The sequence below is a fragment of the Streptomyces sp. NPDC006283 genome, from assembly GCF_040613325.1.
Classification (GTDB): Bacteria; Actinomycetota; Actinomycetes; order Streptomycetales; family Streptomycetaceae; genus Streptomyces.
The window spans coordinates 13,447-39,200 of sequence record NZ_JBEXRZ010000037.1 but is presented as its reverse complement, the minus strand read 5'-3'; the positions used below and the strand labels follow the sequence as shown (position 1 = coordinate 39,200).

Sequence of the window (25,754 nt, the reverse complement as noted above, 5' to 3'; positions counted from 1 at the left end):
AATTCCGCCGAAAAAATCCGCCGCGCCGCGTCGAGAATGCGTCACCCGCTCCGACGTCCCCTGTGAGAGTTGCCCACAAGGGGCGGCCACTCTTCTCGAGGAGCGAGTCATGAAGTACCTGGTGATGGTTCAGGGCACGCAGGCGGACTACGAGGCGATGCGCGGCAACGGCTCCGAACTCGCCCCCGCCTGGAGCGAGAAGGACATGCAGGCCATGTTCTCGTTCATGCAACGCGTCAACGACGACCTCGCCGAGTCCGGTGAGCTCGTCGACGGGCAGGGCCTGGCCGAGCCCGCGCAGACCCGCCACGTCACCGCCGGAAAGGACGGCCGGCCGGTGATCACGGACGGCCCGTACGGCGAGACGAAGGAGCTCCTCGCCGGCTACTGGGTCCTGGACTGCGAGAGCCTGGACCGGGTCACGGAGATCGCGGCACGCATCGCCCAGTGCCCGGCGCCCGAGGGCACCACCGACTACCCGGTGGTGATCCGGCCCATCATGGACGGCGGAGGCGACCTCTGTTGAGGCGCACGACCGATGTCGAGGACCTGCTGCGCCGGCACGCGCCGCAGGTCCTCGGCGCGCTGGTGCGTCGCTACGGCCACTTCGACCTGGCCGAGGACTCCGTGCAGGAGGCGCTGCTGGCGGCGGCGCAGCAGTGGCCCCGGGACGGCGTACCGGACAACGCGCGCGGCTGGCTGATCAAGGTCGCCTCCCGTCGTCTGACGGACCTGCTGCGCAGCGAGGAGGCGCGCCGCCGACGGGAGGAGACGGCCGGCAGGCTCGCGCCCCGCGATGCCTTCACCGCACCGCCCCCCGGTGAGAGCCGGGCCCCGTCCGACGACGACACGCTCACCCTGCTTTTTCTCTGCTGCCATCCCGAGCTGAGCCCGGCGGCACAGGTGGCCCTGACCCTGCGGGCCGTGGGAGGTCTGACGACGGCCGAGATCGCCCGCGCGCATCTGGTGCCCGAAGCGACGATGGCCCAGAGAATCAGCCGGGCGAAGCAACGGATAAGGGGCGTGCCGTTCCGGCAGCCGGGGCCCGCGGACCGCGACGCGCGGCTCGCCGTCGTGCTCCAGGTGCTCTACCTGATCTTCAACGAGGGCTACACGGCCACCTCCGGCCGCGATCTGTACCGCGCCGACCTGGCTCGGGAGGCCGTCCGGCTGGCCCGCGCGGTCCGCAGGCTGCTGCCCCGGGAGGGAGCGGTGACCGGGCTGCTGGCGCTGATGCTGCTCACCGAGGCCCGCAGCGCCGCCCGTACCGGACCGCACGGCGAACTGGTCCCCCTCGACGAGCAGGACCGCACCCTCTGGGACAGCGCACTGATCACGGAGGGCACCGCCCTGGTGGAGGAGGCCCTCGCGCAGGGCCCGGCGGGCCCGTACCAACTGCAGGCGGCCATCGCCGCCTTGCACGACGAGGCGACGTGCGCGGACGACACCGACTGGCCGCAGATCCTCGCCCTCTACGACCTCCTCGTGGACCGCGCCCCGGAACCGATGGCCGAGCTCGGCCGGGCGGTCGCGACGGCCATGGTCCAGGGCCCGCAGGCCGGCCTCGCCGAAGTGGACCGTCTGGAGGACCGGTTGGCCGGCCACCACCGGCTCGACGCCGTCCGCGCCCACCTGCTCGAGAAGGCGGGCGATCTGGAGGAGGCCAGAGCCGCGTACCGCGCGGCGGCCTCCCGCACTCTCAGCATCCCCGAGGCCCGCTACCTGCAGAGGCGGGCCGCGCGCCTTTCGCCGTGAGCCTGCGCCGCTCCCGCACCGGCAGAACCGGGCACCCGCCGCCGTGCCACGCATGCCACGACCGACGGCTTCTCACTGGCGGCGCACCTGCCGCGGGGCGATCATCGGGGGCATGGAAGCCACCATTCATCTGGCCCAGCAACCGGAGGCCGACGAGCTGCTCGGCCGCAGTCCGCTCGCCGCGCTGGTCGGGATGCTCCTCGATCAGCAGATTCCGATGGAGTGGGCGTTCACCGGCCCGCACACGATCGCGCAGCGGCTGGAGACCGACGATCTGGACGCCGCCGAGATCGCCGCGTACGACCCGGACGCATTCACCGAACTGCTGCGCGAGAAGCCTGCCGTTCACCGCTATCCGGCGTCGATGGCCAAGCGGGTGCAGGAGCTGTGCCAGTTCCTCGTCGACGAGTACGGCGGTGACGCGAGCGCCGTCTGGGCGGACGTGGCGAGCGGGAAGGACCTGCTGGCGAGGCTGAAGGCGCTGCCGGGCTACGGCGAGCAGAAGGCGCAGATCTTCCTGGCCCTGCTGGGCAAGCAGTACGGCGTACGTCCCGAGGGCTGGCGGGAGGCGGCCGGAGCGTACGGCGAGGAGGACTCCTACCGGTCGGCGGCCGACATCACCGGACCCGAGTCGCTCGCCAGGGTGCGCGCGTACAAGCAGGAGAAGAAGGCCGCCGCCAAAGCCGCCAAAGCCGCGGAGACCGCCAGGAACGTGAAGGCGACGAAGACGGCCACGACGACGCAGGCCAAGAGTTCGAAGACCGCCGAGCCCAAGAAGCGCCGATAAGCCGCCGATTGAAGTGGATGCAGGGACTCCGCGGGTCAATGCGTCGAAATGCGCCATGAGTTACGGCACAAGTGTTCACAGAAGGCGTGGAGATCGCTAGCTTCCCCTCAACCCTCGTTCACATCGGGAAGGACCTCTGTGAAGGCAACCCATCGCAGAGCCGTGGCCACCGTGGCCGCAGCCGCACTCGCGACCCCGCTCCTGCTGGCATCCGCCTCCCCGTCCGCTGCGCACCGTCAGGACCCCGCGGAGCGGGCCGCCAAGGACGCGTCGAAGCTGGCACGGAAGCTGGTCGAGAAGTCGTCCGCGGACGACGCTTTCGAGCACCTGGAGAAGTTCCAGCAGATAGCGGACAGCACGGGCGGCCACCGGGCCGCCGGCTCGCTCGGTCACGACGCGTCGGCCGCGTACGTGTACCAGCAGATGAAGAAGTACGGATACGACGTCTCGTACCAGCGCTTCGAGTTCATCTACACCGAGACGCTGGCCGAGAAGCTCTCCGTGACGTCACCGGCGCCCCGTGACGTCGAGATCAAAGCCATGACGTACACCAAGTCGACCCCCGTCGGCGGCATCAAGGCCGATCTGGCCGCCGTCCCGGTGGACGACACGACCGGCTGCGAGGCGGCCGACTACGCGTCGGGCACGTTCACCGGCAAGATCGCGCTGATCAAGCGCGGCGGCTGCGCGTTCGCCGAGAAGCAGGCGGCCGCGGCGGGCGCGGGAGCAGCCGGCGCGGTCATCTACAACAACACCGAGGGCCTGCTCTCCGGCACCCTCGGCGACCAGGCCTCCGCCAAGATCCCGACCGGCGGAGTCACCCTCGCCGAGGGCGAGAAGCTCGCCGCGGACCTGGCCAAGGGTCCGCTCAAGGTCTCGTTCGAGGTCCGCGAGCTGCAGGAGAAGCGCGCGACCAACAACGTGATCGCGGAAACCCGCCGCGGCAACGCCGCCAACACGGTGATGCTCGGCGCGCACCTCGACTCCGTGACCGCCGGCCCCGGCATCAACGACAACGGCTCCGGCTCCGCCGGTCTGCTGGAGGTGGCACAGGAGCTCTCCAAGCGGGAGAAGCAGCCCGCCAACAAGGTCCGCTTCGCCTGGTGGTCCGCGGAGGAGAACGGCCTGCTCGGCTCCGAGCACTACGTCGCAAACCTCAGCAGCCTGGGCAAGAAGGAGATCAAGCTCTACCTGAACTTCGACATGATCGCCTCGCCGAACTACGGGCTGTTCGTCTACGACGGCGACAACTCGGACGGCGTCGGCGCGGGAGCGGGCCCCGCGGGCTCCGCGCAGCTCGAGCGCGACATCAACGAGTTCCTCGACAAGCAGGACACCCCGCACGAGGGCACGGACTTCACCGGCCGCTCCGACTACGGGCCGTTCATCGAGGTCGGCATCCCGTCCGGTGGCACGTTCACCGGAGCGGAGGGCATCAAGACCGAGGCACAGGCGAAGAAGTTCGGCGGCGTCGCGGGAATCGCGTACGACGTGAACTACCACGCCGCCGGCGACAACCTGGACAACATCAACATGGAGGCGTTCGCCGCCAACATCGGCGTCATCGCCAACGCCGTGGGCACCTACGCCCACGACATCAGCTCGCTGCGCAAGCCCGTCACGACCGTCCCGACGGAGGGTGACGCGGGCAGCGGCGGCGGCCTGCACGACGGCCACGGCCACGAGGTGACCGAGTAACACCGCCGACGTGACCGGGTGAACACCACCGGCACCACCGGCGCGGCGCGCCGCGGGCTCACCGCCTGCGGCGCGCCGTCCCGAAGAGGGACCGCGAGATCTCCCGCCCCAGCTGCGTGCCGACCGACCGGGCGAGCGACCTGAAGATCCCGCTCCCCATGACCTGCCCCACCAGCGACTCGTCGCGCCTTCCGCCCCGCGGCGCCGCCTTCGGCCCGGCGGCCTCCCGCTCGGCTTCCTGCCGCTCGGCGGCCTCCCGTGCAGCGGCTTCCTGCGCCGCGGCCTCCGCAGCCGCCTCCGCAGCCTGCTGCTCGGCCGTCAGCTTCTCGTACGCCGACTCCCTGTCGACGGCCTCGGCGTACCGCGCGTGCAGCGGCGAGTCCCTCACCAGCGCATCCAGCGTCCCCGCGTCGATGGGCCCCATCAGCGACTGCGGCGCGCGCAGCCGCGTCACCGCCACGGGTGTCGGCGCGCCCCTGTCGCTCAGCACGGTGACGACCGCCTCGCCCGTCCCCAGCTGCGTGAGCACCTCCTCCAGGTCGTACGCGGAGTCCGGGAACGTCTTCACCGTCGCCTTCAGCGCCTTGGCGTCGTCCGGGGTGAAGGCGCGCAGGGCGTGCTGTACGCGGTTGCCCAGCTGCGCCAGCACGTCGCCCGGCACGTCCTTGGGTGTCTGGGTCACGAAGAAGACGCCGACCCCCTTCGAGCGAATCAGCCGCACGGTCTGCGTGACCGACTCCAGAAACGCCTTCGAGGCCCCGTTGAAGAGGAGATGCGCCTCGTCGAAGAAGAACACCAGCTTCGGCCGGTCGACGTCGCCGACCTCCGGCAGGTCGTGGAAGAGGTCCGCGAGCAGCCACATCAGGAACGTCGAGAACAGCGCCGGCTTGTCCTGCACCGCGGGCAGCTCCAGCACGGAGACGATCCCGTGCCCGTCCGGCGCCGTCCGCAGCAGCTCCGCGGTGTCGAACTCCGGCTCGCCGAAGAACCCGGCCGCGCCCTGCTGCTCGAGGGCCGTGATCGACCGCAGGATCACCCCCGCGGTGGCGGCGGAGATACCGCCGATGCCCTTGAGCTCCGCCTTTCCCGTATCGGACACCAGGAAGGCGACCACGGCCCGCAGGTCCTTCAGGTCGACCAGCTCCAGCCCCTTGGAGTCGGCGTAGTGGAAGATCAGCCCGAGCGACTGCTCCTGCGTCCGGTTGAGCTCGAGCACCTTGGACAGCAGGACCGGTCCGAAATCGGTGACGGTCGCGCGCAGCGGAATGCCCGGCCCGATGCCGCCCAGACCGTAGAACTCGCAGGGGAAACCCTGACCGGTCCAGTCCTGCCCGACCTGCCCGGCCCGCTCCTGCACCTTGCCGCCTCCCTCGCCGGGAGCGGAGATGCCGGAGACGTCGCCCTTGATGTCGGCGAGGAAGACGGGCACGCCGTTCGCCGACAGCTGTTCCGCGATCAACTGGAGGGTCTTGGTCTTGCCGGTGCCGGTGGCCCCGGCGACCAGACCGTGCCGGTTGAGCACGGCCAGCGGTACGCGGATCCGTGTGTCCGGGTCGCACTGCCCGTCCCAGAGCAGGGCTCCCAGCTCCAGCGCGGGCCCGGTGAAGGCGTATCCGGCGGCGATCTGCTGCTCCGGCGCCTGCTCGCTGCGGCTCACGAGAGCCCCCAATTTCCCGGTTTGGAAAGTTTTGATCAGGATCGCACCGCGGGTCCATGGCTGCGCCATGAGCCTCTTGACCGGTAGGCTTTCCGTGTGATCTTCAAGCGCATCGGTAACGGGCGGCCGTATCCCGACCACGGCCGGGAAAGCACCCGGCAGTGGGCGGATGTCGCGCCGCGCCCGGTCCGCCTCGATCAGCTCGTGACCACCAAGGGCCAGCTGGATCTCGAGACCCTCCTCGCGGAGGACTCGACGTTCTACGGGGACCTCTTCGCCCATGTCGTGAAGTGGCAGGGCGACCTCTACCTGGAGGACGGCCTCCACCGCGCCGTCCGCGCTGCCCTGCAGCAGCGCCAGGTGCTGCACGCCCGCGTGCTCGAGCTGGGCTGAGTCCGGCGTTCGGCGGCCCGGCGGCCGGCCGACGACTGATCCTTTCGGGGTTTCTTTCACCACCGTACGGACGCAATCCGTTGATCGTTTAGTAGGCATAGCCACCGGGCGGCACTACGCTGCGCCCATGAGCATGCTGACTCCCCCCGGCATGGGCGGAAAGTACCGCATCACGGGCGACAAGTACCCGCGAATGCGACGCCCCCGGAACCGCCGCAGGATCGTCTTTGCAGTGGTCGCCGCGGTGGTCGCGCTGGGCGTTGCCGGTTGGGGGACCGTGCAGCTCATCGACGCCTTCACCGGCGGCGGCAAGCCGTCCGCGAGCGCGCGCGCCGCCGAGTGCAAACCCAAGCCGATCCCCTCGGCCGCGCCCCCGCCGCCGCTGCCGCGCCAGATCACGGTGAACGTCTACAACGCGACCCCGCGGTCCGGCCTGGCCAAGACGACGGCCGACGAGCTGAAGAAACGTGGCTTCCGGATCGGCAAGGTCGCCAACGCGCCCGCCGCGTACGACAAGAAGGTGCCCGGTCCCGCGTTGCTCCTCGGGCCCGCAACGGCCCGGGAGGGCGCGTTCCGCGTGCTCGGCACCCAGGTGCGGGGCTACCAGTTGAAGACCGACACCCGCGAGACCGCGGACGTCGACCTGATCATCGGCACGGCCTTCAAGGCCCTCGACGCCAAGGCGAACGCCGATGTCGCCCTGGCGGCCCTGACCAAGCCGAAGCCGGCGCCCTCGGGGAAGTGCTGACGCGACACGGCTCCCGACACGACTGACGATGTGACGGAGGGCCGGAAACCTCCGGCCCTCCGTCGTCTGCCGTCCGCGTCTGCCGGCGCGCCGCGCGGACGGGTCAGTCGGCCGACCCGTACATGCGGTCACCCGCGTCGCCGAGGCCCGGCACGATGTACCCGTGCTCGTTCAGGCGCTCGTCCACCGACGCCGTCACCACGGTCACCGGGGTGCCCGCCAGTTCGCGCTCCATCACCTCGACGCCCTCCGGCGCCGCCAGCAGCACGACCGCGGTCACATCGTCCGCACCGCGCTTGATCAGTTCCTGGATCGCCGCGACCAGCGTGCCACCGGTGGCGAGCATCGGGTCCAGCACGTACACCTGGCGGCCGGACAGGTCCTCCGGCATGCGCGTCGCGTACGTGGACGCCTCGAGCGTCTCCTCGTTGCGGATCATTCCGAGGAAGCCCACCTCGGCGGTCGGCAGCAACCGGACCATGCCGTCGAGCATGCCCAGGCCGGCCCGCAGGATCGGCACCACCAGCGGCCGCGGGTGGGACAGCTTCACCCCGGTCGTGCCCGTCACCGGGGTCTCGATGTCGACCTGCTCGGTGCGCACGTCGCGGGTGGCCTCGTACGCGAGCAGGGTGACCAGCTCGTCGGCGAGCCGCCGGAAGGTCGGGGAGTCGGTGCGCCTGTCGCGCAGCGTGGTGAGTTTGTGCGCCACCAGGGGGTGGTCGACGACGTGGATCCGCATGCCGTCAACAGTAGCCCGCGCTCGCATCAAGACCGGTTGTGGAGGGAAGGTGGAGGGGTGTCCCCCCAGGCCGCGACGCCGGAGGGGACGACGGATGCAGTCGTGGGGTGGTGTGGCCGATGACGGAGCCGGAGCCGGAACCGGAGCATGTGGAGGAAACCGCGTCCGACGCGGAGCGCCGCAGGCGACGCGCCCAGTTCCTGCGTGAGCTGAACGAGGCAAAGGCGCTGCGTGACCGCGTCCAGCCACGACGGGCCAGAGCCGCCCGGATGCGCCAGCAGATGCGCATGCGGACCTTCCGCTGGTAGCCCGTCCCATGAAGACCCGTAAGAACTGGTGGCCGACGCAACGACGGAAGACCTCTCGCAACGCGCCTCTTTCTGCCACGATTCCGAGTGGGCGGGGCACGAACGCAACGCACCGCCGGTCGTCACACCTCTGATCAGTGGGAGAGTCACGGTGTACTTCGCCGCACTGCTCGCGCGCACTCAAGACGGGTGGGAAGCGAGCGACACAGAGCTCGACGATGTGGAGACCTTGTCGGATCTGACCGACCTGGCCCGCGATGCCTCGGTGGACGAGGACACGGTGCTCGTCTTCATCGAGCAGGAGGACGCCTGGTTCGGCGTCCTGCGGGTCGAGGGCGAGGAGGACCCTCGTATCTTCGTGTCGGACGCGGCCGCGGCCGCGCGCTCCTCTTACGGGGAGATCCTCACCAACGAACTGCTCGGCGGGGACGATGACGACCCGGCCGACGATCTGGACGCGCTGAATCTCGACGGTACGGAGGACGGAGAACCGGACGAGGACGACGAGGACAGGGCGGACGTCCCGGCCCAGGGCGGCGAGGCCGTGCCGTCGGGACCGGTCGGCGACCGCGAGATCCTCGCTGACCTCGGGCTGTCGGAGAAGGAACTGCTGGCGCTGGACACGGACGCGCTCATGGAGATCGCGGACGCGCTCGGCGCGGGCGAGGTGCTGGAGACAGTGCGCTAGTGACCGACCCGGCAGGAGAACAGGCACCGGAGAGCTCGCCCGGTCCGGTGCCCCGCCCGGCCGACCCCGTGCGCGGTCCGTGGGAGACGGCGATGCGTCTCGCCCTCGGCGAGGCGGACCGCGCCGCCCAGGGCGGCGATGTGCCGGTCGGTGCCGTCGTCCTGTCCGGCGACGGCACGATCCTCGCAGCGGGCCACAACGAGCGTGAGGCGACGGGCGATCCGACGGCTCACGCGGAGGTGGTGGCCATCCGCAGGGCCGCGGCGGTCGTCGGGGAGTGGCGGCTGACCGGCTGCACGCTGGTCGTGACGCTGGAGCCGTGCACCATGTGCGCGGGTGCGATCGTGCAGTCCCGGGTGGAGCGGGTGGTCTACGGCGCCCGGGACGAGAAGGCGGGCGCGGCCGGTTCACTGTGGGACGTCGTAAGGGACCGGCGGCTCAACCACCGGCCGGAGGTCGTCCTCGGGGTGCTGGAGGAGGAGTGCGCGTCGCAGTTGACGGCCTTCTTCCGTGACCGTCCGGGCGGGCGGGCGGCCGGTCCGGCGGTCGATCCGTCCGTCGAGAACGGCCGGTCCGGGGACTGCTGAGGCACTGCCGGCGGGCGCCGTTGCGGACCGCCGCGGATACCGATTTCAGAGCACGGCCCACCTTGGGCTAAGCTCTCTCCCGGTAGCGTGTCCGAGCGGCCGAAGGAGCTCGCCTCGAAAGCGAGTGTGGGGAAACTCACCGAGGGTTCAAATCCCTCCGCTACCGCTCTTGTCGAAGGGCCCCGGTGCATCGCGCCGGGGCCCTTCGCCTTTCCCCACGGTACGGAGAAACCACGCGGCACAGGGCCCATGGTCCTGAGGATCTCGTTCGAACACCCTCGGCTAGACTCACGCGACCGTGGCCAGGGGCAGGGACAGCAGGGGAGACAGAGGCCGATGGGGCAAGCGAAGAAGATAGCCGTCTACGTCGTCGTCGTCTTCATCCTGTACACGATCATCAACTCCCCCGACCGGGCCGCCGACCTGGTGGGGGTAGGGTTCGAGGGCATTTCGAGCGCCGCACAGGGCGTCGGAGAGTTCATGACCGAGCTCGTCAACTAGGTCGTCCGGCCAAGCAGGGAGTGCCCCTTGATCCGCCATCTGGTCCTCTTCAAGCTCAACGAGGGCGTCGAGCGCGACGAGCCGCGCGTCGCAGCCGGCGTGAAGGCCTTCCAGGAACTGGACGGGGTCGTCCCGGAGCTGGAGTTCTGGGAGTGCGCCTGGAACATCACCGACCGGCCCATCGCCTACGACTTCGCCATCAACTCGGCCGTTGCCGACAAGGACGCGCTGCAGCGGTACATCGATCACCCGGCCCATCAGGCCGCCGCCGGACAGTGGCGCGAGTTCGCCACGTGGGTGATCGCCGACTACGAGTTCTGAGCCGCCCCTCCCCCGCCCCTCGCCTTCTTCGGCGGGGGGCTTTTCGGTTTTCCATCCCAACGTCCAAGTCAACACGGCGTTATCGGGTGCTTGCACACAGTGGACATGTCTTGTGATGCTATGACCGCTTTTGACGGATGGGTTTGACCGTAAATGACCGCAAAGGGGTGGCTTGACCATGTCGGCCAGTACTGCGCCTCAGGTGCCACCTCAGAACGAAAGGCCGGACGACACCGCTTCCGCGGCCGCGAAGCCGCAGCGGCGGGGCGCCGACACCAGGGCTCTGACCCAGGTGCTGTTCGGCCGCCTCAAGGGGCTGGAAGCGGGCACCGCAGAGCACTCCCGGGTGCGCGCGGCCCTCATCGAGGCCAACCTTCCGCTGGTGCGGTACGCCGCCGCACGCTTCCGCAGCCGCAACGAGCCGATGGAGGACGTCGTCCAGGTCGGCACGATCGGGTTGATCAACGCGATCGACCGGTTCGACCCGGACCGTGGCGTGCAGTTCCCGACGTTCGCGATGCCGACGGTCGTCGGCGAGATCAAGCGGTACTTCCGCGACAACGTACGGACCGTGCACGTGCCGCGCCGGCTCCACGAACTGTGGGTGCAGGTCAACGGCGCCACCGAGGACCTGACGACGGCGCACGGCCGTTCACCCACGACCGCCGAGATCGCCGAGCGGCTGAAGATCGGCGAGGACGAGGTGCTGGCCTGTATCGAGGCAGGCCGCTCGTACCACGCGACCTCGCTGGAGGCGGCCCAGGAGGGCGACGGCATGCCCGGGCTGCTGGACCGGCTCGGCTACGAGGACCCGGCGCTGGCCGGCGTCGAACACCGGGACCTGGTGCGCCATCTCCTCGTACAGTTGCCGGAGCGCGAGCAGCGGATCCTGATGCTCCGTTACTACAGCAACCTGACACAGTCCCAGATCAGTCAGGAACTCGGGGTCTCCCAGATGCATGTGTCGCGGCTGCTGGCGAGAAGTTTCGCTCGACTTCGTTCCGCAAACAGGATCGAAGCGTAGCTCGAACGGGTAGACCACTCGTGAACTGCTGACCGTAGCTCAAAAGCCTTACACCCCCTGTTTCCTGGGCATTTTTACGCGATACTTGTCGACATGTCACTACAGCGTGTTGCCGACATGTGACATTCTGCTGGAACCGCGTTTGCCGCAGCCTCGCCGCCGGTATTCAGGTGGAGGCTGCGTTCCTCAGACGGTCGCGGCCACCGCGACCGTCCGCGACCTCAAGGGGGTGGCATGTCCGTAGAACAGGGCAGCTCGAAGGTGCTCACTCGCGCTCCCGGCGCACCCGCACCCGTCGTGCCCGACAGCTCGGAAGCCATCGACACCCGCACTCTCTCCCGCTCCCTGTTCCTGCGGCTGCGCGCCCTTGACAGCGAGGGTGCGGCCGACGACAGCCCGGAGCGCACCTACGTGCGCGACACCCTCATCGAGCTCAACCTCCCCCTCGTCCGGTACGCCGCGGCGCGCTTCCGCAGCCGCAACGAGCCGATGGAGGACATCGTTCAGGTCGGCACGATCGGACTGATCAAGGCGATCGACCGGTTCGACTGCGAACGGGGCGTGGAGTTCCCGACCTTCGCGATGCCGACGGTCGTCGGCGAGATCAAGCGCTTCTTCCGCGACACCTCGTGGTCGGTGCGGGTGCCGCGCCGACTCCAGGAGCTGCGCCTCGCCCTCACCAAGGCGAGCGACGAGCTGGCACAGAAGCTCGACCGTTCGCCGACCGTGCCCGAACTGGCGGCGGTGCTCGGGGTGTCGGAGGAGGACGTCGTCGACGGGCTCGCCGTCGGAAACGCCTACACCGCCTCGTCGCTCGACTCCCCGTCCCCGGAGGACGACGGCGGAGAGGGCTCGCTCGCAGACCGGCTGGGCTACGAGGACGCGGCTCTCGAGGGTGTCGAGTACCGCGAGTCGCTCAAGCCCCTGCTGGCCAAACTCCCCCCGCGTGAGCGGCAGATCATCATGCTCCGCTTCTTCGCCAACATGACGCAGTCACAGATCGGCGAGGAGGTCGGCATCTCCCAGATGCACGTCTCGCGGCTGCTGACCCGCACGCTGGCGCAGCTGCGGGAGGGACTGATCGCGGACTGATCGGCGCGCGGCGAACGGTACGGCCGCGTCGCTCGGCCGTACCGTTCGGGCCCGTCGGACGACCGCAGGAGGGGTCGTACGGGGCTTCCTTACTGACGGTGCGTCAGCCACACTTGCGCGATGCGGCGACGACGGACCGGAATCGTGGCGGTGGCGCTCTGCCTCGGCGGGGCGCTGACCGCGTGCGGGGGCGGCAGCGGAGAGGGCGACGTGGCGCTCGGCGCCGCAGGGGCCGGCAGCGAGCGGGCTCCCACGGCCGCCGTGCCGCCGAAGGGCGAAGTCTCGATGGCCCCGCTGGACGGCCTGCCTCGGAGCGGCCGCGGCGAGGGCGGCACCGGCCCCGGCTCGGGCCCTACAGGAGGAAAGGCCGAGCGCGGCTCCGGCGAAACGGAGCCGACCGAGAAGGCGGGCGACAGCAGCCCGCCCGCTCAGAGCCATACGGGCGGCACCCCGGGCGGCGGCGGGCCGGGAGGCGTACCCGGCAGCCCCGAGCCCACGCCGTCACGGCCGGCACCCGGCCCCCGCCCCGCTCCCGCTCCGACCCCCGCGCCGAAGCCGGACCCGGGACCCACCGGCCCCGCCGTGATCCAGCTCGGCGAGCCGGTCAGGGAGGTCCTCGACAAGCGGTGGTGCGAGCGCGTCACCGTGGAGTTCCGCAACACCGGCGGCACGGCCGCGGCGTCCGGCACCGTCACTTTCGCAACGCACATCATCGGCGCGCTCGGCATCGACTGGGCCACCATCGAGTCCCGCCAGCCGCTCCCGGCGCCGATCGCGCCCGGAGCGGTACGGAAGCAGGCGTACACGGTGTGCGTGGACGCCTGGCGGGTGCCGCTCGGCATGCACATCGAGACGCAGGACGTCACAGCGACCTGGACCTGACGAGCGCGGGCGGCCGGCGCCGCCGGAACAGGGGCTCAGCCAAGCGCGAGCCAGGCGACCGCGCCGAGGACGACCACCGCCGCGATCACGCCGACGATCAGGCCGACGCGCGAGGAGGACGTCGCCGCGGGCGTCGCCGCCGCGCGGCCCTGGGGGGCGCCTTCGTCGACGAAGGCGCGGAACATCTGGGTGCTGCCCGCGGGGTCGTAGTTGCCCTCGGGGCCCTGGCCTTGGGGAGCATGGGGGTTGTGTGCCATGGGGCAGGACCCTAGCGAACGGCGGTGCCGGGCCCAACCCCGGGCGGACGGCGGGGAGCCTCCTACGCGGACATGACCACGGCATGACTCCGCACATGCAAAGCCTTTTGGGTTCCTTTACCCATCTGGGCCCGTTTTCATTTGCCTGTAGCAACCAATAGCTTTTATCGTTGCCCTAAGCAACAAAAGTGGGAGGGGTCGTGGCCGAGCGGAGTCAGTACGAGGAACTTGCCCGGCAGATCAGCGCCGTCGGGGCAGTGAAACGCAGCCTCGCGCGCATCCTGCCCGTCGAGTGCCCCTCGGGTTCGGCAGCCGTGCTGGCGCTCGTCGGCCGGCACGGCGAGATGCGCATGAGCCGTCTCGCCGAGCTGCTGGCCGTCGACATGTCGGTGACCAGCCGGCACGTGGCCCACGTGGTGGAACGCGGCTGGCTGGAGCGCTCCCCCGATCCGGACGACCGGCGCTCTCGCATCCTGCGGCTCACGCCCGCGGGCGAGGACCTGCTCGACACCCTCGGTCGGCGGACCACGGACATGTTCGCCCATTACCTCGAGGACTGGTCCGACGACGAAGTCGGACAGCTCAGCGCGATGCTGGCCCGCCTCCGGGAATCCGTCGGGGACTGCCGGGCCCACGCCACCCGTACACCCGCATAGAAGAGCGAAGGAAGTTCATGGCTACAACCACACCGAGCGGTGTGCGGGGCGCCCACGCCAAGCACGGCGGCGGCTCCGCCGCCGACGGCGGAGCGCCGATGACCCACCGGCAGATCATGGAGGCCCTCTCCGGGCTGCTGCTCGGCATGTTCGTCGCGATCCTGTCGTCGACGATCGTCTCCAACGCACTGCCGGAGATCATCAGCGACCTGGGCGGCGGCCAGAGCGCCTACACCTGGGTCGTCACCGCCTCGCTGCTGGCGATGACCGCCACCACCCCGCTCTGGGGCAAGCTTTCGGACCTCTTCTCCAAGAAGCTGCTGGTCCAGATATCGCTGCTCATCTATGTGCTGGGTTCGGTGGTCGCCGGACTCTCGCAGAACTCGGGCATGCTGATCGCCTGCCGGGTGATCCAGGGCATCGGTGTCGGCGGTCTGTCCGCCCTCGCGCAGATCGTGATGGCCGCGATGATCGCGCCCCGCGAGCGCGGCCGCTACAGCGGTTACCTCGGCGCCGTCTTCGCCGTCGCCACCGTCGGCGGCCCGCTGCTCGGCGGTGTCATCACCGACACGGACTGGCTCGGCTGGCGCTGGTGCTTCTACGTCGGCGTGCCGTTCGCGCTCATCGCTCTGATCGTCCTGCAGAAGACCCTGAAGCTGCCGGTGGTCCGGCGCGAGGTGAAGGTCGACTGGTCCGGTGCGTTCTTCATCAGCGCCGCCGTCTCGCTGCTGCTGGTCTGGGTGACCTTCGCGGGCGACAAGTACGACTGGCTCTCCTGGCAGACCGGCGCGATGGTCGGCGGCTCTGTCGTCCTCGGCGTGCTCTTCCTGCTCATCGAGACCAGGGCGAGCGAACCGATCATCCCGCTGCGGCTGTTCCGCAACCGCACCATCGCGCTGGCCTCCCTGGCCTCGCTCTTCGTCGGCGTCGCGATGTTCGCCGGCACGGTGTTCTTCAGCCAGTACTTCCAGCTGGCGCGGGGCGAGTCGCCGACGATGTCCGGCGTGCTGACGATCCCGATGATCGGCGGTCTGTTCGTCTCGTCGACCCTCTCCGGCCAGATCATCACCAAGACGGGTCGCTGGAAGGCCTGGCTGGTCGCCGGCGGCGCGCTGGTCACGGCGGGCCTCGGCCTGCTGGGCACCATCCGCTACGACACCGAGTACTGGCACATCGGCGTCTTCATGGCCGTCATGGGTCTCGGCCTCGGCATGATGATGCAGAACCTGGTGCTCTGCACCCAGAATCAGGTCGCCCCCTCGGACCTCGGTGCCGCCAGCTCGGTCGTCACCTTCTTCCGGTCCCTCGGTGGTGCGATCGGCGTGTCCGCGCTGGGCGCGGTCATGGCCAACCGGGTCACCCACTACGTCAAGGACGGGCTCGCCGAGCTCGGCCCGCAGGGCGCGGCGCTGGGCCACGGCGGTACGGGCGGCGGCAGCATCCCCGATCTGGACACGCTGCCGGAACCGATCCGCACGGTGATGGAGACGGCGTACGGGCACGGAGTCGCCGACATCTTCCTGTACTCCGCTCCCTTCGCACTCGCCGCGTTCCTCGTCACGCTGTTCATCAAGGAGGTCGCTCTGAAGAGCGGTTCGTCGAACGACGAGGCCGTCGAGATCCCCGAAACCGTCCCCGCCGCCGCGGCCACCGCCCCGGCGCCGACGGTCGAGGCCGGGCGCGTCACGGCCGGTGTTCCGGTACGCGGCGTGGTGCGCGGCTCCGAAGGCGTGCCGGTGCCCCAGGCGGCGGTCACCCTGATCTCGCCGACCGGCCGGCAGCTGGGACGCTCCGTCGCACAGGCGGACGGCGGCTACACACTGGACGCGCCGGGAGCGGGCTCGTACGTGCTGATCGCCTCGGCCGACGGCTTCCAGCCGCAGGCCTCCACGGTGATCGTCACCGACGAGCCGATGGCCTACGACATCCTCCTGTCCGGTACGAGCGGGCTCGCCGGGGTCGTACGGGCCGCCGAGGACGGCAGCCCGGTCGAAGGCGCCATGGTCGTCGTCACGGACGTGCGCGGCGATGTACTGGCCACCGGAAAGAGCGCGGAGCAGGGCCGTTTCGCCTTCGCCGAGCTGGTGCCGGGCCCGGTGACCGTCGCGGTGAACGCCGCCGGCTACCGGCCGCTCGCGCTGCCCGTGGAGATCGGCGGCCAGGGTGTGACCCGGATCGAGGCGGCCCTGCAGTCGGGAGCCGTGGTCCAGGGCGCCGTGCGCGGCGGCGTGGACCGCAGGCCGCTGGCCGACGCCCGGGTGACCCTCGTGGACGCCGCCGGGAACGTGGTCGCCACCACGACGACCGGCGACGACGGGGCGTACGCCTTCGCCGACCTCGACGCGGGCGAGTACACGGTCATCGCGACCGGATACCCGCCGGTGGCGGGCCAGTTGAGCGTGGCCGGTCACGGCGTCGACGGCCACGACATCGAACTCGCCCACCCGGGCGAGTAGCAGCCTCCGGTGCCGGCGCTCGTTCCCAGCGGAGACGAGACGCCCGCCCGGCGGAGACGGGCCCCGGGGGCGGGGCGGCAGGCAGGGGACGGCCGGTCGCCCCGAGCCCGGGGCCCGACACCTTTCGCGACGACCACGGCCTGCGCCACAACCACAGACAGACCACAGACCACCAGCACGGCAGCACGGCCCCACGAGGGCCGGAAAGAGAAACGGGATTGAGGGCATGGCACTTCGCGCACAGGTACGGACCCGCGACGGCTGGGCGGTCCAGCACGCGGTCGTGACCGTGACGGACATGGCCGGGGCACAGGTCGTGCGGGCGCAGGCCGGCGCGGACGGCACCGTGAGCGACACGACCACGCTCCCCGCCGGGCCGTACACCGTGATCGTGACGGCACTCGGCTACGCGCCGGTCGCCTCGACCGCGCTCGTCACGGCGAGCGGCCGCGTGGAGGTCGGCACCGTGGTGCTGGCCCGCCAGGGCGGAGTGGAGCTGCCGCCACCGGGCGCCTGGTCGCTCGACCCGGCGCACTCCTCTGTGGCCGCCACCGCACAGCATCTCGGGATCTCCAGCGTGCGCGGGCGCTTCACCGAGTTCGGCGGGCGGATCGAGATCGCGCAGGACGTGGAGTGCTCGCGGGTCGACGCGGTGATCTCGGCCGCGTCCATCGACACGGGCAACGGACTGCGGGACAAGCATCTGAGGTCGCCGGACTTCCTGGACACCGAGCGATTCCCGCAGATCACGTACCGGTCCACGGCGCTGACCCCGGCCGGCCCCGACCGCTGGACCGTGCGGGGCGAGTTGTCGTTGCACGGTGTCGTTCGTGAGGTCGACCTGGATCTGAGCTACCTGGGCACCGGGCCCGACCCGTGGGGCGGGGTGCGTGCCGCTTTCCACGCCACGGCGGAGCTGCACCGTGAGGACTTCGCGATGAACTACAACCAGGTGGTCCAGGCCGGTGTCTCCGCCATCGGGACGACGCTCAGGGTGGAGCTGGACATCCAGGCGGTGCAGGGCGGGCAGCTCCCGTAGGGTGCCGGCCATGGCACGCCACATCGCCACCAACACCAGGGTGGACCTCGAGCAGTTGCTGTCCTTCGTACGGCCCCGTCACCGGGCGATCCTGCTGACCCGCCGCGCCGACGGCTCGCCGCAGGGCTCGCCGCTCACCTGCGGGGTGGACGACTCGGGCCGGATCGTCGTCTCGACCTATCCGGAACGGGCGAAGACGCGCAACGCCAAGCGGGACGAGCGGGTCAGCGTGATCGTCCTGTCGGACGACTGGAACGGCCCGTGGGTGCAGATCGACGGCCGGGCGGAGGTGATCGACTCCCCCGAGTCGGTGGAGCCGCTCGTCGAGTACTTCCGCAACATTTCCGGCGAGCACCCCGACTGGAGCGAGTACCGCGAGGCGATGATCAAGCAGGGCAAGTCGATCATCCGCGTCACACCGGAGCGGTGGGGGCCGATCGCCACGGGCGGCTTCCCCGCCCGGCTCAGCGAGTACTGACCGCCCGGCGCGGTGGCGACAGACCGCCGGCTCAGCGAGTACGGACGGGCCGGCGCGGTGAGGACGAAGCGGCCGGCGCGGCTCGTACGGGACGGTGTACGAGCGCGAGCCGGCCGTCCTCACCCTGCCTCCGCGCCGACGGGCCTCACCGGTCCTTCGACCGTTCCACCATCGCCTCGATGCCGGCGATCAGAAGATCGAGCGCGAAGCCGAAGTCCCGCTCGCGCATCTCCTCGACCGTGCCGCCGCCGCGGGCCTCCATCAGCTCGTCGGCCTGCGCGAAGCTCTCGTCGTACTGCGGCTGTTCACGGATCGACCCCATGGCCTCGCGGAAGTACTCGTCCTGGCTCAGCCCCGCCGCCGCGCAGCGCTCGACGAAGTGGCCCTCGATGGTGCCGAATCCGTATACGAACTGGAAGACGGCGCCGAGCGCTCCCGTACGGCCGTGCGGCGGCAGACCGGTGTTGCGGACGATCTGCTGGGCTGCCTGCGAGAAGGCCATGGAGTGCGGCCCGATGTTCAGGTAGGTGCCGATCAGCGGGGTCACCCATGGGTGCCGGACCAGAAGTGCGCGGTATCCGGCGGCCAGTTCGCGCAGCTGCTCGCGCCAGTCGCCGCCGGTACCCGTGTCGGGCAGCAGGACCGTGCCGAAGGCCGCGTCGAGCGCCAGTTCCAGCAGATCGTCCTTGGTGTCCACGTACCAGTAGACCGACATCGCGGTGACGTGCAGTTCCGCGGCCAGCTTCCGCATGGAGAACTTGGCAGCCCCCTCGGCGTCGAGGAGCCGGACCGTGGCTTCGATGATCTTGTCGCGGTCCAGGCCGGCCGGCTGGGCCGATTTACGCCCCCGGTCCGCCTTGCCCTCCAGCCACACGCTGGTTCTCATGGAACGCTTCGTGCGGTCGGTCGCACTCACCATCGCGCAGCCTCCTCGGTTCCTCCGGCGGGCGGACGGCGCCGGAACACGCCGGTCCGCCCGGTCACGATGCTATTCCGCTGTCCTATGCGGTCGCTTCGGGAGCATCCCCGGCCCCCGGAGCGTTTGACCGCTCGGCCCTGCGCAGCAGCAGCGCGGCGAGCAGCCCACCCGCCAGTACCGCCACGGCACCGACCAGCTGACTCGTCTCGAGGCCCGAGGCGAAGGCTTCAGAGATCCGTGCCCGCTCGCCCGCGTCGTCCGCCGCCGCGAGGGCGGCGGGCAGCGAGGCGGCGCCCACCGCCGCGGGCACCAGCGCCGCGAAGCGGGAGTTGAGCACGGCACCCAGGACGGCGACGCCGAGGCCGTTGCCGAACTCGGCGAGGGTGCCGTTGATGCCCGCGCCCACGCCTGCCTTCTCCGGAGGGATGGCGCTCATGATCGCGTTGGCCATGGCCGGCATGGACAGGGCCACGCCGGCGCCCATCACGACCAGGCCGAGCAGCATCCCGCCGTAGCCGTTCGCCCCGAGGACCGCGATGGCGGCGAGGCCGCCGGAGACCAGGGCCATACCGAGGGCGATGGTGACCGGGGTGCCCAGCTTGGTCAACAGCCGGGCGCCGATGCCCGTCATGTTCAGCGCGACGACGGTGAGTGCCAGCGGCGCGGTGCGCAGACCGGCGTCGAGCGCTCCGTACCCGAGCACGAACTGCAGGTGCTGGGTCAGCAGGAACAGCGAGCCGGTCATGCCGAACGCCACCAGGATCGCGCCGGCGACCGCGCCGATGAAACGCTTGTTGCGGAAGAAGTGCATGTCCAGCATCGGGTACGGGATCCGCAGCTCCCAGAACACGAAGACGCCGAGGACCAGCACGCCGACGGCGGCGGAGCCGAGGACCTGCGTGGACGTCCAGCCGTGGTCCGGGCCGGAGATGATCGCGTACACGACGGCCGTCATACCGATCGTGGACAGTACCGCCCCGAGGAGGTCGGGCCGCTCGCCCTGCGGGTTCTTCGACTCGGGGACGAGGACGACGACCGCCACGAGGCCGATCACGGCGACCGGGATGTTGATCAGGAAGATCGCACCCCACCAGAAGTGGTCGAGCATCACGCCGCCGATCAGCGGCCCGGCCGCGAAGCCGAGGGAGCTGACGGTCGACCACAGGCCGATCGCCTTCACCCGCTCGGTCTCGTCGAAGACCTGCACGATGACGGCGAGGGTCGTGGTCATCAGCAGCGCACCGCCGACACCCATGCCGGCGCGCGCGGCGATCAACTGGCCGGAGGACTGGGCGAGTCCGGCAGCCAGCGAGCCGATGCCGAAGAGGGTCAGGCCCGCGGCGAGCATCTTCTTGCGCCCGTAGCGGTCGGCCGCGTTGCCCGCGGTGAGCAGCAGGCCCGACTGGACCAGCGAGTAGGCGTTGATCATCCACTGGATGTCGGCCGTCGAGGCGTCGAGCTCCCGGGTGAGGGAGGGGATCGCGACGGACAGGACGGTGTTGTCGAGCAGCACGGTGAGCTGGGCGAGGCAGATGACGCCGAGGATCAACCAGCGCTGCGGGTGGCCCGAGGGGGCCTTCTCGGTCTCGGCGGTCGTTGCCGTCATTCACGCTCCTTGTACGGTGTACGGGGTCCGTTCCCGTACACCGTACAGGAAGTTCCTCTACGCTGTATAGCGCTCTTTCGGCTCCGTCAGGTCGTAGAGCGTCGTGCCACCCACGGTGACCTCGGTGAACGTCTCCTGGACCCAGGCCGAAATCTCCGATCCGGTGTTGCCGCCGAGACCTCCGCGACCGCCACCCGGGCCGACGTCGCCGCCGATGAAGTAGTGGATCCGCCCTTCGGCCACGTACTGCTTGAACCGGGCGAGCGTGGGCGACGGGTCGCTGCCGTTGAAGCCGCCGATCGCCATCACCGGTTCACCGGTGGCGAGCTGGTAGCTCGCCGCGTTCTGGGAGCCGATGGCCGCGGCGACCCAGGTGTACGCGGCGGCGTTCCGCTCCAGGGCGGCCGCGGCTTCGGCGTCGACGTCCGAGCCGTTCAGAAGACCGCCCATGCCGCCTCCGCCGCGTCCGTCCGCCTCACCGCTACCGGGGAAGCCACCGGGCACCCGGCCCTGGCCCTGGCCGTCCTGGCCCTGGCCTTGGCCTTGGGGCCGGCCCTGGCCGTCCTGTCCGCGGCCCTGGCCCTGGCCCAGGTCGCCGGGTGGGGCCTGATTCGCCCCCTGCCTGCCGGGCGGCCGCATCAGGGCGCCGCCGTCGGCCCCGTCCGCACCGCCACGCGGCCCGCCGCCGGGGCCGCCGCCCCGGCTGCCCGCCACCGCGGGGCCCGCCGTCACGATCGAGCCCGAGTGCCCTTCCGCAAGCGTCGTCAGCGAGTACGCCGCGGGCCCGGCCAGCGACGCCACGACGGCCAGGACCCCCGCCCCGATCGCCGCCCCGCGGCCCACCCGGGCGGCGAACAGCAGACCCGCCGCGGAGACGAGGCCGCCGATCAGCACCGCCGTACGCAGCCACGGCAGATAGTCCGCGGACCGTCCCAGCAGCACGTACGACCACCACGCCGTCAGCCCCACCGTCGCGGCGGAAACCGCGGCCCACAGCGGCTTCGCCCGTTCCTCCCACAGCATCGTGGCGCCCATGCCGACGAGCGCGGCGATGTACGGCGCCAGGGCGACGGTGTAGTACTCGTGGAAGATCCCGGCCATGAAGCTGAAGATCCCCGCCGTCATCAGCAGTGAGCCGCCCCAGACGGCGAACGCCGCACGCGCCGTGTCGAAACGGCCCGCCCGGCGGGTCAGCACCAGGCCGGCGACGAGCAGCAGCAGGGCGGCGGGCAGCAGCCAGGAGATCTGTCCGCCGATGTTCCCCGCGAACATCCGGTCGATGCCGCTCTCGCCCCAGCCGCGGCCCTGGCCGCCTCCGACGCTGCCCGTCTCCTCGCCGTTGATCCTGCCGAGCCCGTTGTAGCCGAAGGTCAGTTCCAGGAAGCTGTTGTTCTGCGAGCCGCCGATGTACGGGCGCGACGACGTCGGCCACAGCTCGACGACCACCACCCACCAGCCGCCGCAGACCACGATCGTGACGCCCGCCAGGGCGAGTTGGGCAAGCCTGCGCCACAGGGTCGTCGGCGCGCACACGGCGTAGACGAGCGCGAGCGGCGGCAGGATCAGGAACGCCTGCAGCGTCTTCGTCAGGAACGCGAGGCCCACCGCAGCACCCGCCCACACCAGCCACTTCGTCCGCGCGCCCTCGAGCGCACGCAGGACGCAGTACACGGTGACCGTCATCAGCAGCGCGAGCAGCGCATCCGGGTTGTTGAAGCGGAACATCAGCGCGGCGACCGGCGTCAGCGCCAGCACGGCGCCCGCGATCAGACCGGCCGCCGGTGTGAACCGCCGTCGCACCGCCGCGTACAGCACGCCGACCGTGGCGACGCCCATCAGCACTTGGGGGGCGAGGATCTGCCACGAGCCGAGGCCGAAGAGCCGCACGGACAGGGCCATCGGCCAGAGCGCCGCCGGGGGCTTGTCGACGGTGATGGAGTTCGCGGCGTCGGACGATCCGAAGAAGAAGGCCTTCCAGCTCTCGCTGCCTGCCTGCACAGCGGCCGAGTAGAAGGAGTTGGCGTATCCGGAGGCGCTCAGGTTCCAGAGGTAGAGCAGGGCGGTCGCGAGCAGCAGGCCGAGGAAGGCGGGCCGCACCCAGCGGGCGTCACCTTCTCTGCCGCGCCACACCCCCGCCAGGGCTCCGGTGTGCGGGCGGGCGCGCCCGGCGCCGCGGGCCGCCGTGGGCCCGGCGGACGGAAGTGTCGTGGTCACGGGATGTACCTCATGTCGTCGTGGGCCGGGCGGCCATGCGCCCTGTCGTCGCGCGCCGGGCGGCCATGCGCCCTGTCGTCGTGCGCCGGGCGGCGGTCGGGGAAGACCCATGAGCGGAAGAGCAGGAACCGCAGCACGGTCGCGGCGAGGTTCGCGACGATCAGGACGGCCGCCTCCGTACCGTGGGAGGGGCTGCCGGCCGCCGCGTCCAGGGCGGCGAGCGAACCGCTGGTCAGGGCGAGTCCGACGCCGAACACGACGAGGCCCTGCGCCTGGTGGCGTACCGCATGCGCCCGGCCGCGGACGTCGAACGTCAGCCGTCGGTTGGCCGCGGTGTTGGCGACCGCCGAGAGCAGCAGGGCGGCGGCGTTGGCGCTCTGCGGGCCGAGGCCGCCGATGGCGCCGAAGCCGCCGCCGCGGAAGAGCGAGTACAGCAACAGGTAGAGCAGGGTCGAGAAGACTCCGACCACACAGAAGCCGACGAGCTGCCGCGTCAGGCCCCCGGGCACCCCCGCCAGTGCACGGTCGCGAGGGTCGTCGCCGAAGGGCCGCGCGAGGCGGTCCAGAGGCAGCGCGCCGACCGCGAGCGCGCGCCCCACCCGCCAGACGCCCTTGAGGTCCTCGACGGCGGTGCTGACGATGTGGACGCTCGAGTGGGGGTCGTCGACCCAGTCCACCGGCACCTCGTGGATGCGCAGTCCCGCGCGTTCCGCCAGCACCAGCAGTTCGGTGTCGAAGAACCATCCGGTGTCCTCGACCATCGGCAGCAGCCGCTGTGCCACCTCTCGCCGGATCGCCTTGAACCCGCACTGCGCGTCGGAGAAACGGGCGGCCAGCGAGGACTTGAGGATCAGGTTGTAGGCGCGTGAGACGAACTCCCGCTTCGGGCCGCGTACCACCCGCGAGGCGCGTGCCAGCCGGGACCCGATCGCGAGGTCCGAGTGGCCGGAGATCAGCGGGGCGACCAGCGGGAGCAGAGCGTTGAGGTCGGTGCTCAGGTCGACGTCCATGTAGGCGAGGACCGGAGCGTCCGAGTGGATCCAGACCGTACGCAGCGCCCGGCCTCGCCCTTTCTCCTCCAGCCGGTACGCCCGCACTTCGGCGATGCCCGCCTCCAGGCGGGCCGCGACCTCGGGCGTACGGTCGGTGCTCGCGTTGTCCGCGACGGTGATCCGGAAGCCGTACGGGAAGGTGCCGGCGAGGTGCTCGTGCAGCCGCACCACACACCGTTCGAGGTCGGCCTCCTCGTTGTGGACGGGGATCACCACATCGAGTACGGGTCGGTCGGCCGTCCCGGCGAGCAGGTGCTCCCGGGCCGGCAGGGTCCCCCATGGGGTGTCGGTTCGCATACCGACACCCTCGAAGGGCCCGCTGTCACGTCTGTGTGATCAGCCTGTGGACCGTCTGTGAGGTGTGGGGGGCGGCGGGCCTCGCAGGTGGCAGCGCGACCGAGAAGACCGTGCGGCCGGGTCGCGACCGCACCGACACGGCGCCCTCGTGAGCGGCGACCACGGCGTGCACGATGGCGAGCCCGAGGCCGGTGCTGCCCGCCTGCCGCGACCGGGAGGCGTCACCCCGGGCGAAGCGCTCGAAGATGTGGGGGAGCAGTTCCCCGGGGACCCCGGGGCCGTTGTCCTCGACCTCGAGGACGACGCCGACCGGGGTGCCGGCCGGCATGTCGGGCCCGGAACGGTGGTCCGGTGGGGCCGGGCGTACGCGTGCCGTGACGGTCGTGCCCGGGGGCGTGTGGGTGCGGGCGTTGGCCAGGAGGTTGACCAGGACCTGATGCAGCCGGGGCCCGTCGCCCCGTACCGTCGCCGGCTCGGGCGGCAGCTCCAGCCGCCACACATGGCCCGGGCCTGCCGCCCGCGCGTCCGCGACGGCGTCCACGACCAACCGCGAGAGATCAGTGCTCTCCTGCGAGAGCGGCCGTCCCGCATCCAGCCGGGCGAGCAGCAGCAGATCCTCCACCAGCCCCGTCATCCGCGTCGCCTCCGCCTCGATGCGGCCCAAGGCGTGCCGGGTGTCCGGGCCGGCCGTATGCCTCTCGCGCCCGCGCCGCGTCAACTCCGCGTACCCGCGTATCGACGCCAGCGGCGTGCGCAGCTCATGACTGGCGTCCGCGACGAACTGCCGTACCCGCGTCTCGCTCTCCTGCCGTGCCGCCAGCGCGGAACCGACATGGCCGAGCATGCGATTCAGCGCCGCGCCGACCTGCCCGACCTCGGTGCGCGGATCGGCCTCGGCCTCCGGCACCCGCTCGTGCAGGGCCACCTCCCCGCTGTGGAGCTGCAGTTCCGAGACACGGGTCGCGGTCGCCGCGACCCGCCGCAGCGGCCGCAGCGCCATCCCGACCATGCCGGCGCCCGCGAACCCGGCGGCGACCAGCGCGGCGCCCGTGACAGACACCTCGACGACGACCAAGGTCCCCAGCGTGTCCTCCACCTCACGCGTGGGCACCCCGACCAGGAACGATCCCCGCACGCCTTCCGCGTACTCCACCCGGTACCCGCCCCGCCCCGGCAGCTCCACCGTGTGCGGCCCACCGTCGCGTGCCACCGAGGCGAGCGCCTCCCGCTGGGCCGCCTCGAGCGACTGTTCGGTGGGGGCGGGGCCGTCCGGTTCCTCCTGAGTGCTCGCTACCGCCACCTCGACCTCGCCGTCCGCCTCGACCAGCGCGCCCACGGTCCCCACCGGCGCGCCGCCGCCCGTGACGAAGTCCAGCGGCCCCCGGCGCGGCATGTCGCCCGGCGGCTCACCGTCGTTCCTGACCTGCGGCCCCGCGGCGCGTGCCGCCACCGCACGTAGTTCGGAGTCGAGTTGCCTGTAGAGATGGGTGCGGAACGCGATCGTGGTGACCGTCCCGATCACCGCGCCCACCACGGCGATCAGCAGCACGGCGGAGACCACCAGCCGGGTCCGCAGCGACCACGGACGGCTCGCCGCCAT

26 protein-coding genes and 1 tRNA gene are annotated in these 25,754 nt (G+C 71.0%); 19 read left to right on the top strand and 8 right to left on the bottom strand.

The window, feature by feature from the left end; genetic code table 11:
- Positions 1 to 109: 109 nt before the first annotated feature.
- From ABZ070_RS11080 to ABZ070_RS11065, 4 genes are all read left to right on the top strand, one after another.
- Positions 110 to 526 (top strand): YciI family protein, encoded by a 417-nt coding sequence (locus ABZ070_RS11080; RefSeq protein WP_356632256.1) that lies wholly within the window; start codon positions 110 to 112, stop codon positions 524 to 526.
- Positions 523 to 1,755: a sigma-70 family RNA polymerase sigma factor gene (locus ABZ070_RS11075; protein ID WP_356632254.1), complete on the top strand. Its 1,233-nt coding sequence runs from the start codon at positions 523 to 525 to the stop codon at positions 1,753 to 1,755. The genes ABZ070_RS11080 and ABZ070_RS11075 overlap by 4 nt, the downstream gene beginning before the upstream one ends.
- Before the next feature lie 112 nt (positions 1,756 to 1,867).
- Positions 1,868 to 2,542, top strand: coding sequence for an HhH-GPD-type base excision DNA repair protein (locus ABZ070_RS11070; protein WP_356632252.1), 675 nt, complete (start codon positions 1,868 to 1,870; stop codon positions 2,540 to 2,542).
- 162 nt (positions 2,543 to 2,704) lie between these two features.
- Positions 2,705 to 4,240: a M28 family metallopeptidase gene (locus tag ABZ070_RS11065; RefSeq protein WP_356632274.1), complete on the top strand. Its 1,536-nt coding sequence runs from the start codon at positions 2,705 to 2,707 to the stop codon at positions 4,238 to 4,240.
- Between the two features lie 58 nt (positions 4,241 to 4,298).
- Here ABZ070_RS11065 and ABZ070_RS11060 read toward each other — a convergent pair whose 3' ends face one another.
- Positions 4,299 to 5,897, bottom strand: coding sequence for a helicase HerA-like domain-containing protein (locus ABZ070_RS11060; RefSeq protein WP_356632250.1), 1,599 nt, complete (start codon positions 5,895 to 5,897; stop codon positions 4,299 to 4,301).
- Positions 5,898 to 5,993: 96 nt separating this feature from the next.
- Between ABZ070_RS11060 and ABZ070_RS11055 the strand changes: the two genes are divergently transcribed.
- Together ABZ070_RS11055 and ABZ070_RS11050 are read left to right on the top strand one after the other, a co-directional pair.
- Positions 5,994 to 6,290: a type II toxin-antitoxin system VapB family antitoxin gene (locus ABZ070_RS11055; protein WP_003955420.1), complete on the top strand. Its 297-nt coding sequence runs from the start codon at positions 5,994 to 5,996 to the stop codon at positions 6,288 to 6,290.
- Between the two features lie 127 nt (positions 6,291 to 6,417).
- Positions 6,418 to 7,038, top strand: coding sequence for a LytR C-terminal domain-containing protein (locus ABZ070_RS11050; RefSeq protein ID WP_356632248.1), 621 nt, complete (start codon positions 6,418 to 6,420; stop codon positions 7,036 to 7,038).
- Positions 7,039 to 7,141: 103 nt separating this feature from the next.
- Here the strand turns inward: ABZ070_RS11050 and upp are convergent, their stop codons facing one another.
- Positions 7,142 to 7,777: a uracil phosphoribosyltransferase gene (gene upp, locus ABZ070_RS11045; protein ID WP_356632246.1), complete on the bottom strand. Its 636-nt coding sequence runs from the start codon at positions 7,775 to 7,777 to the stop codon at positions 7,142 to 7,144.
- A 119-nt stretch (positions 7,778 to 7,896) separates the two neighbouring features.
- Between upp and ABZ070_RS11040 the strand changes: the two genes are divergently transcribed.
- The 9 genes from ABZ070_RS11040 (at position 7,897) to ABZ070_RS11000 (ending at position 13,180) form a co-directional block, all read left to right on the top strand.
- Complete coding sequence (locus tag ABZ070_RS11040; protein WP_356632244.1) at positions 7,897 to 8,085, top strand: hypothetical protein; 189 nt, start codon at positions 7,897 to 7,899, stop codon at positions 8,083 to 8,085.
- Positions 8,086 to 8,236: 151 nt separating this feature from the next.
- Entirely contained in the window at positions 8,237 to 8,773 is a 537-nt protein-coding gene (locus ABZ070_RS11035; protein WP_356632242.1) for a hypothetical protein, read from the top strand.
- Positions 8,774 to 8,865: 92 nt separating this feature from the next.
- The gene (tadA, locus tag ABZ070_RS11030) at positions 8,866 to 9,360 is read left to right on the top strand and encodes a tRNA adenosine(34) deaminase TadA (protein WP_356632272.1); all 495 of its coding nucleotides are present in this window, start codon (positions 8,866 to 8,868) and stop codon (positions 9,358 to 9,360) included.
- An 81-nt stretch (positions 9,361 to 9,441) separates the two neighbouring features.
- Positions 9,442 to 9,526 (top strand) — tRNA-Ser (locus tag ABZ070_RS11025).
- Positions 9,527 to 9,696: 170 nt separating this feature from the next.
- Positions 9,697 to 9,861, top strand: coding sequence for a hypothetical protein (locus ABZ070_RS11020; RefSeq protein ID WP_356632240.1), 165 nt, complete (start codon positions 9,697 to 9,699; stop codon positions 9,859 to 9,861).
- A gap of 27 nt (positions 9,862 to 9,888) precedes the next feature.
- Positions 9,889 to 10,182, top strand: coding sequence for a Dabb family protein (locus ABZ070_RS11015; protein ID WP_356632238.1), 294 nt, complete (start codon positions 9,889 to 9,891; stop codon positions 10,180 to 10,182).
- A 178-nt stretch (positions 10,183 to 10,360) separates the two neighbouring features.
- A complete protein-coding gene (locus ABZ070_RS11010) occupies positions 10,361 to 11,206 on the top strand; it encodes an RNA polymerase sigma factor SigF (RefSeq protein ID WP_356632236.1) in 846 nt (281 codons plus the stop codon).
- Positions 11,207 to 11,440: 234 nt separating this feature from the next.
- Entirely contained in the window at positions 11,441 to 12,298 is an 858-nt protein-coding gene (locus ABZ070_RS11005) for an RNA polymerase sigma factor SigF (protein ID WP_356632234.1), read from the top strand.
- Between the two features lie 120 nt (positions 12,299 to 12,418).
- Positions 12,419 to 13,180, top strand: coding sequence for a hypothetical protein (locus ABZ070_RS11000; protein WP_356632232.1), 762 nt, complete (start codon positions 12,419 to 12,421; stop codon positions 13,178 to 13,180).
- Positions 13,181 to 13,215: 35 nt separating this feature from the next.
- Here ABZ070_RS11000 and ABZ070_RS10995 read toward each other — a convergent pair whose 3' ends face one another.
- A complete protein-coding gene (locus ABZ070_RS10995) occupies positions 13,216 to 13,437 on the bottom strand; it encodes a hypothetical protein (protein WP_356632230.1) in 222 nt (73 codons plus the stop codon).
- A gap of 200 nt (positions 13,438 to 13,637) precedes the next feature.
- Between ABZ070_RS10995 and ABZ070_RS10990 the strand changes: the two genes are divergently transcribed.
- From ABZ070_RS10990 to ABZ070_RS10975, 4 genes are all read left to right on the top strand, one after another.
- Positions 13,638 to 14,093: a MarR family winged helix-turn-helix transcriptional regulator gene (locus ABZ070_RS10990; RefSeq protein WP_356632228.1), complete on the top strand. Its 456-nt coding sequence runs from the start codon at positions 13,638 to 13,640 to the stop codon at positions 14,091 to 14,093.
- A 17-nt stretch (positions 14,094 to 14,110) separates the two neighbouring features.
- On the top strand, positions 14,111 to 16,549 hold the full coding sequence (locus ABZ070_RS10985; RefSeq protein WP_356632226.1) for an MFS transporter: 2,439 nt from the start codon (positions 14,111 to 14,113) through the stop codon (positions 16,547 to 16,549).
- A 226-nt stretch (positions 16,550 to 16,775) separates the two neighbouring features.
- Complete coding sequence (locus ABZ070_RS10980; protein WP_356632224.1) at positions 16,776 to 17,588, top strand: YceI family protein; 813 nt, start codon at positions 16,776 to 16,778, stop codon at positions 17,586 to 17,588.
- Positions 17,589 to 17,598: 10 nt separating this feature from the next.
- Positions 17,599 to 18,066 (top strand): PPOX class F420-dependent oxidoreductase, encoded by a 468-nt coding sequence (locus ABZ070_RS10975; RefSeq protein WP_356632222.1) that lies wholly within the window; start codon positions 17,599 to 17,601, stop codon positions 18,064 to 18,066.
- Positions 18,067 to 18,211: 145 nt separating this feature from the next.
- Here ABZ070_RS10975 and ABZ070_RS10970 read toward each other — a convergent pair whose 3' ends face one another.
- From ABZ070_RS10970 to ABZ070_RS10950, 5 genes are all read right to left on the bottom strand, one after another.
- Positions 18,212 to 18,985 carry a TetR/AcrR family transcriptional regulator gene (locus ABZ070_RS10970; RefSeq protein ID WP_356632220.1) on the bottom strand — a complete coding sequence of 258 codons (774 nt, stop codon included), beginning with the start codon at positions 18,983 to 18,985 and terminating at the stop codon, positions 18,212 to 18,214.
- Positions 18,986 to 19,067: 82 nt separating this feature from the next.
- Positions 19,068 to 20,591, bottom strand: a complete 1,524-nt coding sequence (locus tag ABZ070_RS10965; protein WP_356632218.1) for an MFS transporter — start codon at positions 20,589 to 20,591, stop codon at positions 19,068 to 19,070.
- Positions 20,592 to 20,648: 57 nt separating this feature from the next.
- Complete coding sequence (locus tag ABZ070_RS10960; RefSeq protein ID WP_356632270.1) at positions 20,649 to 22,721, bottom strand: glycosyltransferase family 39 protein; 2,073 nt, start codon at positions 22,719 to 22,721, stop codon at positions 20,649 to 20,651.
- Between the two features lie 80 nt (positions 22,722 to 22,801).
- Positions 22,802 to 24,154 carry a glycosyltransferase gene (locus ABZ070_RS10955; RefSeq protein ID WP_356632216.1) on the bottom strand — a complete coding sequence of 451 codons (1,353 nt, stop codon included), beginning with the start codon at positions 24,152 to 24,154 and terminating at the stop codon, positions 22,802 to 22,804.
- A gap of 25 nt (positions 24,155 to 24,179) precedes the next feature.
- Positions 24,180 to 25,754: a HAMP domain-containing sensor histidine kinase gene (locus tag ABZ070_RS10950; RefSeq protein ID WP_356632214.1), complete on the bottom strand. Its 1,575-nt coding sequence runs from the start codon at positions 25,752 to 25,754 to the stop codon at positions 24,180 to 24,182.

Bases quoted from the DNA above. Each gene is read 5' to 3' on its own strand.
- ABZ070_RS11020 (WP_356632240.1), top strand. From the start codon at position 9,697: ATGGGGCAAGCGAAGAAGATAGCCGTCTACGTCGTCGTCGTCTTCATC.
- ABZ070_RS11010 (WP_356632236.1), top strand. From the start codon at position 10,361: ATGTCGGCCAGTACTGCGCCTCAGGTGCCACCTCAGAACGAAAGGCCG.
- ABZ070_RS10995 (WP_356632230.1), bottom strand. From the start codon at position 13,437: ATGGCACACAACCCCCATGCTCCCCAAGGCCAGGGCCCCGAGGGCAAC.
- ABZ070_RS11005 (WP_356632234.1), top strand. From the start codon at position 11,441: ATGTCCGTAGAACAGGGCAGCTCGAAGGTGCTCACTCGCGCTCCCGGC.
- ABZ070_RS10955 (WP_356632216.1), bottom strand. From the start codon at position 24,154: ATGCGAACCGACACCCCATGGGGGACCCTGCCGGCCCGGGAGCACCTG.
- ABZ070_RS10950 (WP_356632214.1), bottom strand. From the start codon at position 25,754: ATGGCGGCGAGCCGTCCGTGGTCGCTGCGGACCCGGCTGGTGGTCTCC.
- ABZ070_RS10965 (WP_356632218.1), bottom strand. From the start codon at position 20,591: ATGACGGCAACGACCGCCGAGACCGAGAAGGCCCCCTCGGGCCACCCG.
- ABZ070_RS10985 (WP_356632226.1), top strand. From the start codon at position 14,111: ATGGCTACAACCACACCGAGCGGTGTGCGGGGCGCCCACGCCAAGCAC.
- ABZ070_RS10975 (WP_356632222.1), top strand. From the start codon at position 17,599: ATGGCACGCCACATCGCCACCAACACCAGGGTGGACCTCGAGCAGTTG.
- upp (WP_356632246.1), bottom strand. From the start codon at position 7,777: ATGCGGATCCACGTCGTCGACCACCCCCTGGTGGCGCACAAACTCACC.
- ABZ070_RS11070 (WP_356632252.1), top strand. From the start codon at position 1,868: ATGGAAGCCACCATTCATCTGGCCCAGCAACCGGAGGCCGACGAGCTG.
- ABZ070_RS11080 (WP_356632256.1), top strand. From the start codon at position 110: ATGAAGTACCTGGTGATGGTTCAGGGCACGCAGGCGGACTACGAGGCG.
- ABZ070_RS11040 (WP_356632244.1), top strand. From the start codon at position 7,897: ATGACGGAGCCGGAGCCGGAACCGGAGCATGTGGAGGAAACCGCGTCC.
- ABZ070_RS11000 (WP_356632232.1), top strand. From the start codon at position 12,419: ATGCGGCGACGACGGACCGGAATCGTGGCGGTGGCGCTCTGCCTCGGC.
- ABZ070_RS10980 (WP_356632224.1), top strand. From the start codon at position 16,776: ATGGCACTTCGCGCACAGGTACGGACCCGCGACGGCTGGGCGGTCCAG.
- tadA (WP_356632272.1), top strand. From the start codon at position 8,866: ATGCGTCTCGCCCTCGGCGAGGCGGACCGCGCCGCCCAGGGCGGCGAT.
- ABZ070_RS10970 (WP_356632220.1), bottom strand. From the start codon at position 18,985: ATGGTGAGTGCGACCGACCGCACGAAGCGTTCCATGAGAACCAGCGTG.
- ABZ070_RS11050 (WP_356632248.1), top strand. From the start codon at position 6,418: ATGAGCATGCTGACTCCCCCCGGCATGGGCGGAAAGTACCGCATCACG.